Below are 14,848 nucleotides of genomic sequence, written 5' to 3' on the forward strand. Positions count from 1 at the left end.
ACCCTCCCGCGGCTTATTGCTCTTTGCGCAGGCGCGGCAGGTCCGCAACGGAGGGGGTGTCTGGATAAAGGGCGCGGAACTTCGCTTCCGCCCGATCGACCGTCTCATCTTTCGGCCAAGCCGGCGACGGATAGAGGTTGGCAAGCGGGGTGACCCAGAAAATCGGATGAGTCAGCGGCGGATTGGCAATTCCGGCCCATTCGCGAAGACGCAGCACAGCCAGCAATTCAACCGGGAACAGCCAATAGGAGAGTTCTTCGAACTCGTACCAGTCCTTCTCAGTATTCTCGACGATTTCGGACTGAGCCAGATGGTATTCGGCCATTTCGCTCATCAACGCATCGAAGGACCGCTCATTGGGATCGCGCCAGCCGGCGAGCAGCTTGTCCCAGACGCCGAGGTTTGCGACCTCGTGCTGGCGGAACTCGCTGTCGATGGCAACATCCGCCTTCAGCCAATCCTTTGCCAGTTCCAGCATGAACCAGGGCAAGCGGCCATAGGAAATACCCCGGTCCATCAGGCGGTTCAGCTCTTTGAAGCCGAGGCGGGCAACCAGTTCGGCCTCGTCTTTCCAACCTGTCGCAATGACCTGCGCCAGCAGCTTTCCATAACGGTCGAAATTGTAGCGGCCTAGATTCTCCGCATGGAAATCATAGATCGGGATTTCGAGCAGATAGCTCGTGATATCGTTGCGCGTCGAGGCCGACAAAAGAGCGATATCCGGCGTGGCTCCGATACCCGAGAGGGCATATTCCCTGCGATACCATGTTGCCAGTCGCTCGAAGCGCGCCGGCGCAAGCTTCACGTTCACATCGGTTTTGCCGACGGGATCGAAATCTCCAAGCCACTCCATAGGCTTCTGCCGAAACAGACGCTCCTTGCGTGAGAGCCAATCCGGCAGTTCCTTGGCCAGGAATTTTCTTTTTTCGGAAGCATCGGTCATTCTTCAATCCTGTCGAAAACGGGGCAGCAGGAACTTATTGGTTCCGAGCCGGAGGTCCGGTCGAGGGCGGTGTGCTCACGGCTGGGCGTCTAGCTCTACCTGTCTCATCGCGATAAGTCAGCCGCTTTGGTTTCTCGCCAGGCTTCCAGTCCCAATCCGCTTTGCCGCGATAGGTTGCCGTTCCATCGTCGGCAACGTCGTATTTCCATATCTCATACTGCTTCGAGGGTGCCGCATCCATCCAGTCGGAGAGCTCTTCGGCAGTGTCGCCCATGCCGTCTGGCATGCTCTTCCAATGGCCGTCGCCGCTCATGGCGCGGTCGATCTGCGTATCTGTGTAATGCGGGCCACCCATCTCCTGAAGGTCGTTCAGCGACGCGCTGTTGGCCTTGACTTCAACGACTTTTACGGCGCCGGTCTGTGGGTTTCTGCCGACGAGGTCTATCCCATGTTCGGAGTTGTTCTTCAGCGCGCGTATATCGGTGAAGCCCTGGGAATTAAGACGATCCCGGGCCTGAGCTTCGGCTAGATCGCCGATTGCGGTAGCCGTCCGCCTCTGCGGAGCTTGTTCTTCTCTCAACGGGCTCTGGCCATCCTCGCGTAACACGCCGGAATGGGCTTGCAGCTCCTCGACTTCCGCCTCCAGATCGCCGGCCTTATAGCTGCGAACGATTCTTCGCATGGCCGAGCCCGGCGCACCCATGACTGCCGTCACAGTGACCATGGTGTCCTTCGTCACCGTAACGGTTTCGGACGCAGCCGCAGTCACAGCGCGTCCGACGCCGGCAAGATGTGTCATGAACTTTATCGACTTCAGGAGCTTGATCGCACCGGCTGTCAGCCCGGCGCCCAGCGCGAGTTCGCCCACGAAGAAAGCGGCATCCGTGGCCGTCGTCGCGATCGCATAAAGCGCACCACATTGCGTCCAGCGCCGCTTGATCTCATTCCAAAGCGAAACGAAAAACTCCTTCAGCTTTCCCTTGGCGAGATCGTAGTTGATATCCGCCGCATCCTGAAGCTTCTGTGCCCTCGTTGCTTCCTCGCGCGACATGCGTTCATTGTAGGCTTTGGCGCTCCCATCCTGGGCCCAGGGCAGAGAATAACCAAACCAGTCATGACCTTTCTGATTGACCCAGTCCTCGAATGATCCGTTCTGGGCCCGGTCGGCATAATCAGAAGCATTGTCCCGTGCCATTTTGGCGTATGAATTCAATGTGTCGGCCTGGATGAATCGCCCGACGGCGCTGTCCATGAAGCCAGCCCAGAACTCCTGGCGCGCCTTCTCGCTTTCGGCCAGCTCCTTCACCAGCCGGAACATCGCTACATATTGGTAGAGATGGCTTTTGACATGGGCGAAATACGAGCAATTGTCCTGCAAATGCCCGTCATGAGCCGTCATGTCTGGATTGTACGCCGGTGCGCCCATCGTCAATCCATTCTCGTAAATTCGTAGTCGGGTATGATTTCCGTGAAGAACCGGCTGCGCGCAAAAACGGTCAAGTCCTGAAGGCTCAGCGGTTGGGTCTGTCCACCGAATGGTATCGAGCCGGGTGCGATGGCCGAAAGCGCGGCCGAAGCCAGGCTGGCAATCGCGCCAATATCCGCATCCCCGATCTTGTCGCCAGCCGTCGAAAGCAGCGCCTGCACCGTGGCAAGCCGCTCCATCGGCGGCACATCGATTTCACTCAGGTCACGAGTCCGGGACACGCCCAGGCTTTCCCAGAATTCCTCGCGCTTGGAATCCCTCAGCTGCTTGTTTTCAACTTCCGCCGAAACCCACTCATCGCTCAGGAGCTTGATCATCCAGACAAACCTTCTTAGTTCATCTCTATCTTGCCGGCCGTGACCGTCATGCGTTCTTCTTTGTTGATGATCAGCCGGACACCTTCGAGCGTGATGGTGCCGTCGCGTTCCATCAGGATGCGGGATTTGCCGCAGACGATTTCGTATTTATGACCGACCACCGTCACCTTCGTCTGACCCACTTCCTCCCAGGAACCAAAGGCAACGCTCTCATTCTTCACGCCGCCCACTGTGAGCTGGTAACCGCCGCCCACCGTCGTCGTCTTGGCCGCACCGACGATTTCCGTCGATGACACCATCACGGTTTCGGCCTTATTCTTGCCGACGCCGACGATCATGTTGCCTTCGCCCATGGTGGTTTGAGAGAGAAAGCCAAGGACATCCGTGAAGCCGCCAAGCTTACTCGTCAGCAGGTTCCCGACGCCATCGCGCAATATTCCCATCGCCGCCGTGACACCTTTCTGGAGGATGTTCGGACCGACCATCAGCGTCATATTGCCACCGATGACTTCGTGGTGATTGTTGCCGACTTCGATAGATTTGTTGTGGCCTATCGATTCCGCCTGGTTGTTATCGATGCGTTTGGAATGGGAGTTTTCGACATGCACGCGATGATCGCGTTGGGCATGCATGTAGATTTCCTCACGCCCTTTTTCGTCTTCGAACGTCAGCTCATTGAAGCCGTTGCCCTTGTGGGTCTGTGTCCTAAAGACGGATTTGGTTTTGTTTGCCGGCAAGGTGTATGGCACGGTGTGTTTAGCGTTGGGCGCGAGACCTAAAACCACAGGGCGATCCGGATCGCCGCCGATGAAAGCGACCATCGCCTCCTGACCGATACGGGGGATGATCTGTCCACCCCAGGTCGATCCAGCCCATGCCTGCGAAACTCTTATCCACGGGCTATCGCTTCCGTCCTTCTTGGCTTTGCGGTCCCATGGCATCCAAAGCTTGATTCTGCCATGCTGGTCGGTGTGGATCTCTTCTCCCTCCGGCCCGGCGATGAAGCCGACATGCACGCCGTCGATACGCGGCTTCGATGTGGTGCGATGCGGCGTCGCCGGCACTCGCGCCGGCAAAGCGACGAAACGGTTGGAATATTCCGGCGCATCCTGATCGGCCGCCTCATAGGAATGATCGTGGGCGCTGACCTCCAGCTTGTGGATCACCATCTCCTCGAACGTGTTGGCGAGATTGGCGACATCGTAGGGCTGGAATTTCTGGCCAACCTCCAAGGTACGGACGGTTGAAGAGCCTTCGGTGAGATTGTGATCGACTTCGGTGGCCTGCATGCGCCACCTTGATTGCTTCTCGACCTCGGTGCTGTCGATGCCTTCGGATGCCGAGCCGACGCCGTAGCCTCCGACGACCGAGCCGAATTCGAACAATTCGTATTTCTGGTTGCCATTGAGTTCGATCAGCGAGGGAGCATTGGCTGTCGGAATGTCGACATGCAGGAAATTGTAGTCCGCGCCCGTGCGGCGGCCGGGAGAGTATTCGAAGCGCTGCAGCCAATTGTTGATGTGGTTGCGATCAGAGCTGCCGAGGGCATAGCGGATCTTCCCATCCGCCTCATCGTTCGGTTTGTCGTAACCAGATTGATGATCGGCAAGCACAAGAACATGCTTGGCCGAAACGGAACCCTTCTGGCCACCCTCATGTCGGAAATAGTAGAAAATCCCATCGGCCTCAAGGCGGCGGGTGAGGTAATCGAGATCCGTCTCACCAGCCTGAACGGCATAAACCATCGGCTTGGGTTGATGGATCACGCCCGATACGTCCGGTGCGGGCAAGCCGTGCTCTGAGAGCAACGTCTGCGCGACGTCGACACTCGATAGATGCTGCCATGTGCGCCAGTCCGATTTTTGGCTGAGCAGGAAGAGTTGCGGCCTGATCACCAGCGTATAGGCCCGCCCGCCCCTTGTCAGCGGCGGCCCGGCGGTCACACCTTGTATGAGCCCGTTCCACGTCTTGCGCTGACCTTCTCCAATTTCCAGCGACACATCGGCAAGGGTGGCGATCAGGCGCTTGGGGTCGATCTCGCCCTGCTTGGCACGTACATCCACCCGCAAGTCGAACAGTTCGTTGATGCCGGCTCGATAGTAGAGGCGTTCTGCGAGAAGGACATCGACTCCCAAAACCGTTTCAATCCGAATGGTTCGATCGACCTGCGAAAAACCTTCGCTCGCGAGCGTCTCGACAAGTTCCTCAAGCGCCATTCAAGCGTGCCCCTCTTGATATTCACAACGCAAAATCAGCAAGGCTTGATTTACGCTACGAGTGCCACAATTACACGACGCAATCAAAGATAGGTGCCATATTGGAAAATCAAGGCCGCGATGAACGGCGACGGCGAACAAATTTAACGCCGACAGCAGTCATGAATACCTATGATGAGGCGGAAACGCAGGAGCTCTCGATATCCAATACGCAGTCGTGTTCAGCCGTGAACCTTTACGCCCTTCTGCGCAGACAAGCGCAAGATACTCGTCCCGGCGAATGGACGGTCGCGCTCAGCCGGCATGGGTATGCCATCAATCGCGGTTTCAACGACAACATCTATGGTTCGCCCGAAGCTGCCTTCGAGCAGGCCTTGGCCTATCGCGACGCCATCCTACACGCCTTGCCGCCAGTGACATCGCGCGAGAAGGCAACCCGGCTCAGGAGCGACAACACCAGTGGCGTGGCGGGTGTCTATCGAAAAGACGCGCGCTGGTTTGCCCATGTCGAACGGCCTGAATGGACAAGAAGCAGATCGTTTTCCATCTCATATTATGGCGAGGCACGGGCAAAGGCCCTCGCGATTGAACAACGCCAAGCCTGGCTCGCCGAAATGCCGTCAATGTTTCACACCCGCAACGACGAGGTCGAAGCGCTCGCTCTCCTGCAATTTCCGGAGCGATTGGAGCAGATACCCGATGTCATGGACAAAAATCTCATGTCGAGACAGGATGTCGATGCAATCCTCGCCCGGATCAATACTCGTTTCGACCGATTGCGTCCTGTGCGCCTCAAGGTCTCGGTTCGCCTCGATCAGCAAGGCCGCCTGCGGGGTATCGTCTCGTTGAACAAACCTCCCACGTTAATTGCCCGGGCCGACGCCGCTACCCGCAGCCAATCTGTGGCGGCCGCTCTCCATCAGATGCGTCCGCGCGTTCATGCGCTCCTCACCAAACTGTGCGGGCCAGCTTTTGCCGACAGGTTCGACCATGAACATGTGCGGATCATGCTCGCCCCACACCTGTTCGACAAAGAAAAGGGCTGCACCGTGACGCTCTACCTGTCCAGACAGGAAATCGAAGAATCGCCGGCCTCTCATCGGGCATAGTTGAGCAGGGAAGCGCCGATCTTCATATTGGCCACGCAAGGCGGGACAGGATTCCGGTAGAAACCGCGCAAGCAAAGCGGACGGACAGCATCCTTTATTCTTTGGTTTGAGTACGTCTCGCCTTTGCGAATCCGCGATCAGTGCCGATGAAGCGCTCCGGCATGGGGACAATCAACCGGACAGGATCAGCGGCCGGCTGCCCAGCCTCGCGCCCGAGAATTTCGGCATAGGCCGCAAGATCGCGAAGCTTGCATTTATCCCATGCTAAGACCTTGAAATAGCCTCCTGGTGCCTATCTTCAATTCTCGTCGTATGGTTGTGAAACGTATGCAATATTTCATGGCGGAGTTATTGGGATGAAGAATTTCAAGGATACTGGACCTTTCCTTCCCGTCGATATCGACTGGACAGCGCTTGCGGCATTGTCAGAATTCATAAAATTCGATCCTGCCGGCCGCTCCTTGACGATCGAAATCGGGAAGTCCAGCGCCACACTATGCGAAGACGGCACGATCAAGCTCACTGGCAAGCGTCTCATCCAGGATGTCTCGGAAGACATCCATCTACTGGCAGGACGGATCGAGCTGAACTAATCGCAGGGGGCTTCATGTGGCAGGTCGATAATAAGACACCCTTCGCTACCCTCGGTTACTTTGTTCGCGATCGCGACGGCTTCGAACATTGGGTTGTCGCGTTGCGGGCAACTTTCAACATTCGAGATGATGGCCTGGTTGCTCTGAGCGAAACGCAGGAACCCGTTCATATCGCACCAGCTTACGCCGATGATGAAGCCAAGGAGTTATTGGCGGAATCGGATATCGCTCCATTTAAGCCCAAAGTGGACTTAACGGTCAGCGGGGCCGCCGTTGCGGTCAATCAAGCTCTTTTCAGGGAGCTTCCCATCAGCCTCACCGCTGGTAATTTTGAGAAGCAAGCTGTGGCCTTTGGCCCACGCTGGCTCAAGCGTAAGGGTGGCACCGCGGAATGGAGCTTCGAGACAAGAGAACAAACCATCGCCGTTCCCCTGTCATGGTCTATGGCGCTCGGTGGCGCTGACGCGTTCGGTGGAGACAAGGCGCACCCGCTCAATCCGATCGGCAAGGGCTGGTCCACAAACTACGACGATGCCCCGACGGACGCAGTCCTTGAGCTTGCCCAAATCGAGGACCCGGCGCATCCTTTTGATCTGAAACGCTTGCCCTCGCCCGTCGGGTTTGGCGCAATCCAGCCAGCATGGCAGCCGCGCATAGACCATGCGGGCACCTATGATGGGGAATGGGAACGCAGGCGAGCACCTTTGTTGCCAATCGATTTTTCGGAACACTTCCATCAAGCCGCTCCTCCGGATCAGATACTTGATATTAGGGGCGGCGAGCCTGTCGCTGTGGTGGGGCTCCATCCTGACGGCCCCTATAGCTTCATGTTACCACAGATCATCTTCGAAGCGGTGACTCGTATGGGCATGCGGCGCGATAGCCATCGACTACGGCTGATCGGAGTTCATATCGAGGCGACCAAGAAGCGATTGTCCATGATCTGGAATGGCAACCTACCTTGCTCTGACGATATGAGCGTTGACGGATCGATGGTCATGTTCAGGCAGATGGCCGGGGTGAGGCTGCGATGACCGAGGATGCCATCATCATCGCTGCTGGCCTTTGTTGCCCACTTGGCAAAAATTTCGAGGCCGCGACAGAGGCGTATTCGAAGGGCGAGAAGAGTCTGGTACGCGAGCGTTCCCTCATTGGCCATGACGGTGACCCGATCACCCTTTCTTACGTCTTTGTGCCCACCGAGGAGCGTGATTACGAGCAGCGCTTGCTGAACTTGTTCAAGAGCGCATTCACCGATTGCCTCCTGCGGGCAACAAGTTTGCGCAATGCCGGTCCGCTGCGCTTCGGACTCATCGTTGTGCTGCCGCGTTGGCTGAACGGCCATCAACTGACCACACGGCTATCAGCGGCCTTTTCAGCAGAGCCTTATGAACAAATCATCTATAAGCGATTCTGTTTTGGCGCTCAGGCCGCAGCGTTGCGGATGATTGATCTGGCGCGACAGGACATCGCCGATCGTGAGGCCGATGTCGTGTTTGTTGCGGCACTCGACAGTTATATCGACACGCATTTGCTGGACCGGTTGGCAACGGAAGGCAAAGCATTCGGTTCCGGTCAGCCGCATGGCTTGGTGCCCGGTGAGGCTTGTGCCGTCATTGCCGTGGGCAAAAGCAGCCTGCGCCTGGAAACCAGCGCCGAAATCCTCGGCTTTGGTGTCGGCGAAGAAGCAACGGATGGCAAGCCTATCGGCATACGTGGTCGCGGACTTGGTGATGCCTTGCGCAATGCCGCCACAGGGCTGGAACAATCTGTTCCGGTGATGCGTGCCTTGGCCGATTTGAATGGCGAACGCTGGCGAGCTGAACACTATGGCGCCGGCATCGCCAGTTTTGGCAATGGTTTGGGCGAGGCTTTGCTTGACCCTGAATGCTATGCGCTTGCGATGGGCGATGTCGGCGCAGCAGCAGGTGGTGTCATGGTTGCGCTGGCGCTCGGGGCCATGCCATCGCCTCGTGGCCACCCGGCTCACAGCGAACCCATCAAATATCCGACACTGCTCGTCGCCACCAGCCATCGTGGGCGATCGTGCGCTTTGATGCTGGCGCATGCCAGGAGGAAAGAAGCATGAGAGAAACAGTTGGTATTAACGGCCTGACGCTGTGCCACAAACATTCAGACGGATTTACTCGTTCGACGCTTCCCGATGTCTGCCGCAGCCCACAGTCACCTGTTCCCTACACCAATGTCGCCTATGCACGCGATCTCGCCGACGGCACCACGACGGTGTTTTCGCATGGCGGGGCGATGAATGGTGTCAAAGGTTCGAAATTCGCAATCTCTTTTGGTGATGAGCCTGGAGTTGGGCTCGGCGTCAAGTCGGGCACAGTGCAGGCGGAAGCAACATGGCTGAGTTGGTCGCCGAACGTGTTCATGGAAGGTCGCGCCGTTACCCGGCTCACCGACAAAATGCTAATGAACCATGGGAACACGATATCGGCGGGTGGATACTATACGGGAAAGGTCGAAGGTGAAGCCCGTGAAGTCCTCGAAAAAATGTGCGAGTTTGCCTGCAAATGCAAGGCGGAAGGCAAGCTTAGTCAAGCCTGCATCGACGACAAAATGCAAGCCTGGGCTGACGAGACCGGACGCAACGTGACACCGAACGGTGCTTACGAAAAGGGTGAAGACGGTAAGTGGCAGCAGCGTCTCGATGACTATGGCAACCAGACGAAGGGCGGCCCCAAAGGCCACAAACGACCGGACTATACCGATCACGATAACAATACATTCGGCGAGAACAAGCTACCCGGCGACCGCTATCGCGGTAAACAGGATGAGATATATGATCAAATAGAAGAAGACACTGAACAGAAACGTCATGATCTCAATTTCAAGGATTGTGATTGCAATGCAGGGGAACCGAGTCCGGTGACGCAGCCTGCAACGAAACCGGAAGAGAGCGGCAGCTTTCGTGAAAACCATCCTTACATTTTTTGGGGTGGTGTCGGCGTGGCGACTGTCGGAGCAGGAGCGCTTACCTGGTGGGCTGGCGGTTCGGGTGGCGCGGCGGTATTGGCATTGTTCGGCGTTGGCGGAACGACAATGATGGCGACACAGTGATATCCATTATTGGGTGAAGACAGGACAATGATCATGGCGACTTACGATGAGGCAATGGCGGCGTTCAGGACCGTCGACGATCTCGTTCATCTGACCATCGTAGACCAGCGCGGAAATCCGAAGCTTCAATTCGGCTATGTCCTCAAGCTCTACTTTAAGCGGGCCTACGACAATGAGGTGCGAGAGAGGTTGATTGCGCTCGTTGAGGACTATGGCAAGCTCTTCGCGGACAGCATCACGCACTACATGCCGTATGAAGGCAACCGCCTGAGGCCGACTAAGGGGTTCGACTATATCGCGTATATCCGCGACCATATGCTGAGCATTCCGCCAGATGAGCGCGTGGAAGGGTTTGATGCCGAGCTTTACGGGTTTCCCAACGCCATCGATAAGGATGAGCCGACCCCTTATCACATCGGTGTAGTCGCCAGTCCTGCAGTCGATGAAATGAAGCTGGGCAACAAGAATAACGCGCTGGGCCGACTGGAAGCCTATTTTCCCATCAACTGGGCGCAGGGCAATTATCATAAGCTGCTGGAACTGTTGCAGCGCTGGGCTGAAATCGGCCAGCCCATTCATGGTACGCTCGGTTTTGGACTGGTCATGGAGGAAGGCGGCCCACGCGGTCCCGATATGTCAACCGCCTTTCCCTTCCTCAAGCGCTTCATCGGCCTGGATTATCCCGATCGCAGCCTATGGAAAGTTCGCAGCGGGGATGCGGAAACGCCTGTCATCCGGTCGATCAACTGGCTGACCCTGATCGACGACATGCGCGCCGATATCATCGGTGGAGCAGACAAGATCCGGGAGGAACTAGGGCCAACCTGCCCCGTCTATTCCTTTAATGGTGGCATAATCATCCAGGCTGGTCCGAAGCCGGAGATCGGTGATTTCAATCAAGGCGAGAGGCTGGATGACTATCGCGCTGTGGCCCGCGTGTTGAAACCACTACGGTTCGAGGCATTTAAAAGACTTGGTCTCTTTAGAGATCTCCCCTCGAAATTCGATGATCGGGATGAAACTTTGAAGTGGTTGAGACGATTTGATTGAGGGACTAGCGTTGTCACAAAGGACTGACAAAGTGACGCAGATCCCGCCTCGGCGGTCTAGCTTGGCATTACAGAACGGGGGCTAACATATGATTGCGCCCTCGTTGTGGGAACGTTGCATGCGGGATTGACCCAGTTAGCGTCTGCTCGTGACATTGCGTTCCAATTTGAGGAGCGCTGTAGTGAGTACGGGTATTTTGGATTCGGATTTTGTTGGCCAGTGGAGCCCGAGCTTTGCCGACGTTGACTTCATCAATTCCAAACCGGCGGCATAAATTGATGTGAACCTCGGGAATTTCGCGACGAAAGCCACGCAAGTAATGAGACTCCTATAAATCGGAAGGTGACATTCACACTTGGCGAGCTCGACCTACGCCGCTGTCGCCTTGCCCTTAAAGGCGAGATGAGAGCCTCAACAAAATTAAAGGCCTTTCTTTGTCCCTAAATCTGATATTTTGCCTTTAAATTCGAGATTTTGCCCCTAAAACTGAGACAGGGCTCACAGGGGCGGGCGGTTGGCTTCACGTCGGAATCCGCAGTCAGAATGATAACCGACGTAGCGCCTCAATATCAAATACCATCGAACGAAGCTAATCGTCATCTCGCATTTAAGGGCAAAAAGTGGCATCTGTCGATGCGCAACGCGAAAAATCTCGGAATTAACGGCAAAGCGACATCGGCATTGCCCAGTTCGCCGTAGAGATCGGCCAACGCAGCAATTTGAAGGTGTCGTTGTCGACTTGCGCCTCCCATTTCGCATAGAACTTCTGCTGATACCATTCAATCGAACGCTACGGCAGGCAATGGGGCCATCATCAAGGTTAAGGGTGAGAAGCAGCCGGCGGCGCCGATGCAAGCATACCGTTAGCCTGCCGAGTGCGTCATTTCCTGTGCGCAGGGTGAAGATGCGATCGAACCTACGCCGGAATGCATGGCATCCTGCGGTGATGGCTGTTGCTTCCAGATCTTCAGCGTCCTGTAAAATCGCCGGACGAGGTCGCGGATCAATTCGAACATCGCACCTCTCGTAGCTTTGCCGGCATCAAAGCTTGATAAGGTTGTTGGGCTGTCCGGGCATAGGCCAGGCGAATGAGGTGTTCATTTGCGTCGAAATTTTCCCAACTTTGCGTTTCGCCGCAATCCGACATGGATGCCGATATCGCAAGTTTGTCAACGACATCTTCGCGACGGAACGGATCAGCGTTGGGTCGAAGCATTGTGAAACTGAACACACTTATGTCGAGTTTCACGACGTTCTGACCCTTATTTTCACCTGACGTTGATCCATTCAGTCTTCGTGAACCCATTGACGAATTTGCTATATCGATATCGTTAGAGGGGGTTGGCGAAATGCAAAACAGGGTGAAATCGCGACACAAATAAGCAATACGGAGTAAGAGTGAAAGAAGAACGCAAGCGATGGGGTGACGATACCCGCTATTTAGAAGGGCGTGCGAGCTGCGGTATCCTCGTGACCGAGCCAGAGCGCGATGACAATGATGTCCACGCTAAACTACGGCAGATGCATCGCTATCATGTAGGGAAAACGTGCGGCGTTGCCGCTCGATCCTTATGATTGTTACCATGCAAATGGACTGCCAAGGGTTTATTTTTCGCAGCGCCGCACTCGCCTTCCAAAGCATGAAGAACTGATCCGAGTTCAGTGTTCCGTCAGTGAAAGGTGATAGCCGTGACTTAAGCTGATTTTGTTCACGAGGAATCGGCGCAATTATGAGACTTGTCAATAGAATAGACGGAAGAATATTTCCCGCGAGCTGAGACGAATGATGGAAACCTTGCCGAAGGAACCAACGCCCGACACACGACGGACGGAGCCGGTCGAGATCATTGGCAAGGCAAAAATTATCCGCTCGATCTACGAGGGGCGTGACATCATGCCCCTGTGGAACGATCTCCTTTGCCGGGTGACAGCTGATCATTCCGATGCTGCAGCTTTCCTTGACCTGTCGATTATCATGAATTCGGTAGGCCAAACCAGCGATGCCGCGATCGCCCAAAAGGCTGCGCTTCGGCTTTCGAAGACCTACCGGCTAACATTCGGCCGTGGCACCGGCCTCAACGTCCTCGTCCTCGTCGCAAAAGGCGACTTCACAGCTAACACGCCGATCGAGCTGCTGTTGGAAGAATCAAACGCCAACATGCTGCTCCACTATGTCGATGCGGATACGGCCAACCTTGATGACATCCCGGATCATGACGTCGCCTTTGTCGCCGTTGCCGAATCGACCGACAATCTGCCTGTGCTGCACAATCTCCAAAGATTGCTGCAGGACTGGCGCGGCCCAATAATGAACAATACGCCGCGCGTTGTCATGGGTTTGTCTCGCGACGGCGTCGCCGAAGCGCTCCGTGAAGGAGTTGCTGTAGTGACGCCGGCCATCGCGCGAATTTCCAGAGACGTGCTTCAGGATATCGCCAATGGCGTATTGGCTTTGGAGACCGCCACCGGTATCGGCAGCTACCCGTTCATTGTCCGCCCGCTCGACACCCATGCCGGCCATGGCATGGAAAAAATCGACGACCCCGCGCAATTGTGTGGCTTCTTGGAGGCGCATCCCGACCCGCTATTTTATGTCGCTTCATTCATCGATTACAGAGGCGAGGATGGCAAGTTCCGCAAGCAACGTGTCGCCTTTATTGACGGTAATGCCTACGCCAGCCATATGGCTGTCTCCGAGCACTGGATGGTGCATTACCAGAACGCCGGCATGTCGCATTTCGAGGACCGGCGTGCTGAGGAAGCCGCTTGGATGGAGCGTTTCGACGAGGACTTCGCTATCCGCCACGCAAACGCCTTCGCTGAGCTCGGCCGGTGTTTCGGACTGGACTATTTTGCCATCGACTGCGCCGAATTGCCCGATGGCCGCCTGCTGGTGTTCGAGGCTGATGTGGGGATGTACGTCCACTGGATGGATTCCGTGGAGTTGTTTCCCTATAAGGAGCAGGTGATGAAGAAGTTATTTCGAGCGTTTGAAGCCGCCCTGGAGCAGCGTGCTCGGCAACGCGACCAGTGTTAGAGCCACGAGCCATCCGCGCCTGACGAATGAATCCGGCATATGTTGCAGCATTCTACAGAGCAGAAATCGAAACGAAAACAAGGTGGCGGCAGAGTAGATTATAGTTCCCTTTTGGGTAGTCGCGGGTTCACATTCCATCAAGAGCTTAAGTAAAGCTTCGCAAAACCTATTCAAAGGCCATTTAAGTATAAAGCTCGAGCATCTAGTGAGGCTCATCGGCCGGTATATGCAGTGGGATGCCCGCTCTTTCGGCCGCTGCTCGCAGTCGTTTGTCTCTGGTCCACAAGGTTACTTTCTCCTCAAGGAGAACGGACGCTAGCAGATGGGCATCTATGTAGCCAATACCCATGCTGAAAATGCCGTATCGATCGATCATCGTCATGACTTCGTCGTGCGTGGCGACAACAGCTCCGCGCTGAGCTATCAAAAAAGCAATGACGCTGCCGCGGTCCCGAAGGCTGCCAAGCGCCAACTCGCCGATCACGCTCGGATGGCAAAGTAGTCGATCGTCTTCGATTATCCTTAGTAGCTCGGCATCGCCATGTCGGAAATGATCAATCCAGATCGAGGTGTCTACTAATATCACTTAACCGCCGTGCTCCGACGGCGCGGAGCTGCCTCGGCATCCGGCATGGTTCCCCCAAGAGCGATGAGGCGTTTTCCGGACTCCACACGAACCAGCGTCTCCAACGCCTGGCGGACGAGTGCTGCGGTTTCTTTGGTGCCGGTCAATAATCTGGCCCTGTCCATGAGGGCGTCGTCGAGATTGATGGTTGAGCGCATCAGCTGGCCTCCGTGTTATATGACGTCAGAAATAGCACCATTTGGTGATTAAATCTACGCCTGCTTTCGCTTCCGTACACGGGACGTGGTCTACAAAAGTAAGGTAGCGCGACGCTCTCATTCCATAGGATATTGGAATTGAGCCACGAAGTTGAAGCCGGTGCCATCGGTGCCTCGGCTCCGAAAATATTGCGGAGGTCCACGGTTCGTATCCCTTCAAGAGCTAAACCCAT

Annotated in this window: 13 protein-coding genes and 1 pseudogene; 7 read left to right on the forward strand and 7 right to left on the reverse strand. The window is 55.9% G+C overall.

Translation table 11 applies throughout. The features are described 5' to 3' along the window. Nucleotides 1-13: 13 nt before the first annotated feature. The 4 genes from ABOK31_RS33570 to tssI are packed head-to-tail and all read right to left on the reverse strand — an operon-like array spanning nucleotide 14 to nucleotide 4,962. The gene (locus tag ABOK31_RS33570; RefSeq protein WP_349963068.1) at nucleotides 14-943 is read right to left on the reverse strand and encodes a hypothetical protein; all 930 of its coding nucleotides are present in this window, start codon (nucleotides 941-943) and stop codon (nucleotides 14-16) included. A 34-nt stretch (nucleotides 944-977) separates the two neighbouring features. Then, a complete protein-coding gene (locus tag ABOK31_RS33575; RefSeq protein WP_349963070.1) occupies nucleotides 978-2,369 on the reverse strand; it encodes a hypothetical protein in 1,392 nt (463 codons plus the stop codon). 2 nt (nucleotides 2,370-2,371) lie between these two features. Further along, nucleotides 2,372-2,746, reverse strand: coding sequence for a hypothetical protein (locus tag ABOK31_RS33580; protein ID WP_349963072.1), 375 nt, complete (start codon nucleotides 2,744-2,746; stop codon nucleotides 2,372-2,374). Nucleotides 2,747-2,760: 14 nt separating this feature from the next. Next, the gene (tssI, locus tag ABOK31_RS33585; RefSeq protein ID WP_349963074.1) at nucleotides 2,761-4,962 is read right to left on the reverse strand and encodes a type VI secretion system tip protein TssI/VgrG; all 2,202 of its coding nucleotides are present in this window, start codon (nucleotides 4,960-4,962) and stop codon (nucleotides 2,761-2,763) included. A 101-nt stretch (nucleotides 4,963-5,063) separates the two neighbouring features. Between tssI and ABOK31_RS33590 the strand changes: the two genes are divergently transcribed. Beyond that, nucleotides 5,064-6,071, forward strand: coding sequence for an AP2/ERF family transcription factor (locus tag ABOK31_RS33590; protein WP_349963076.1), 1,008 nt, complete (start codon nucleotides 5,064-5,066; stop codon nucleotides 6,069-6,071). Between the two features lie 94 nt (nucleotides 6,072-6,165). Here ABOK31_RS33590 and ABOK31_RS33595 read toward each other — a convergent pair. After that, nucleotides 6,166-6,315, reverse strand: a pseudogene (locus ABOK31_RS33595) (DUF2274 domain-containing protein); the annotation flags it as partial. Nucleotides 6,316-6,427: 112 nt separating this feature from the next. Between ABOK31_RS33595 and ABOK31_RS33600 the strand changes: the two are divergent. The 6 genes from ABOK31_RS33600 (at nucleotide 6,428) to ABOK31_RS33625 (ending at nucleotide 13,832) form a co-directional block, all read left to right on the forward strand. Continuing rightward, a complete protein-coding gene (locus ABOK31_RS33600; protein ID WP_349963078.1) occupies nucleotides 6,428-6,664 on the forward strand; it encodes a hypothetical protein in 237 nt (78 codons plus the stop codon). 14 nt (nucleotides 6,665-6,678) lie between these two features. Continuing rightward, complete coding sequence (locus ABOK31_RS33605) at nucleotides 6,679-7,698, forward strand: DUF2169 domain-containing protein (protein ID WP_349963079.1); 1,020 nt, start codon at nucleotides 6,679-6,681, stop codon at nucleotides 7,696-7,698. Further along, nucleotides 7,695-8,753, forward strand: a complete 1,059-nt coding sequence (locus ABOK31_RS33610; RefSeq protein WP_349963081.1) for a hypothetical protein — start codon at nucleotides 7,695-7,697, stop codon at nucleotides 8,751-8,753. The genes ABOK31_RS33605 and ABOK31_RS33610 overlap by 4 nt, the downstream gene beginning before the upstream one ends. Next, nucleotides 8,750-9,745, forward strand: coding sequence for a DUF4150 domain-containing protein (locus ABOK31_RS33615; protein WP_349963083.1), 996 nt, complete (start codon nucleotides 8,750-8,752; stop codon nucleotides 9,743-9,745). The genes ABOK31_RS33610 and ABOK31_RS33615 overlap by 4 nt, the downstream gene beginning before the upstream one ends. A gap of 33 nt (nucleotides 9,746-9,778) precedes the next feature. Further along, nucleotides 9,779-10,795 (forward strand): type VI immunity family protein, encoded by a 1,017-nt coding sequence (locus tag ABOK31_RS33620; RefSeq protein ID WP_349963084.1) that lies wholly within the window; start codon nucleotides 9,779-9,781, stop codon nucleotides 10,793-10,795. Nucleotides 10,796-12,578: 1,783 nt separating this feature from the next. Next, complete coding sequence (locus tag ABOK31_RS33625; RefSeq protein ID WP_349963085.1) at nucleotides 12,579-13,832, forward strand: tetratricopeptide repeat-containing protein; 1,254 nt, start codon at nucleotides 12,579-12,581, stop codon at nucleotides 13,830-13,832. A 202-nt stretch (nucleotides 13,833-14,034) separates the two neighbouring features. Here the strand turns inward: ABOK31_RS33625 and ABOK31_RS33630 are convergent, their stop codons facing one another. Together ABOK31_RS33630 and ABOK31_RS33635 are read right to left on the reverse strand one after the other, a co-directional pair. Then, entirely contained in the window at nucleotides 14,035-14,418 is a 384-nt protein-coding gene (locus ABOK31_RS33630) for a type II toxin-antitoxin system VapC family toxin (protein ID WP_349963086.1), read from the reverse strand. After that, nucleotides 14,415-14,615, reverse strand: coding sequence for a type II toxin-antitoxin system VapB family antitoxin (locus tag ABOK31_RS33635; RefSeq protein WP_047636498.1), 201 nt, complete (start codon nucleotides 14,613-14,615; stop codon nucleotides 14,415-14,417). Before ABOK31_RS33635 ends, ABOK31_RS33630 begins: the two co-directional genes overlap by 4 nt. Between the last annotated feature and the right edge of the window lie 233 nt (nucleotides 14,616-14,848).

This window comes from Rhizobium sp. ZPR4 (genome assembly GCF_040215725.1).
In the GTDB taxonomy this organism is placed as follows: Bacteria; Pseudomonadota; Alphaproteobacteria; order Rhizobiales; family Rhizobiaceae; genus Rhizobium; species Rhizobium rhizogenes_D.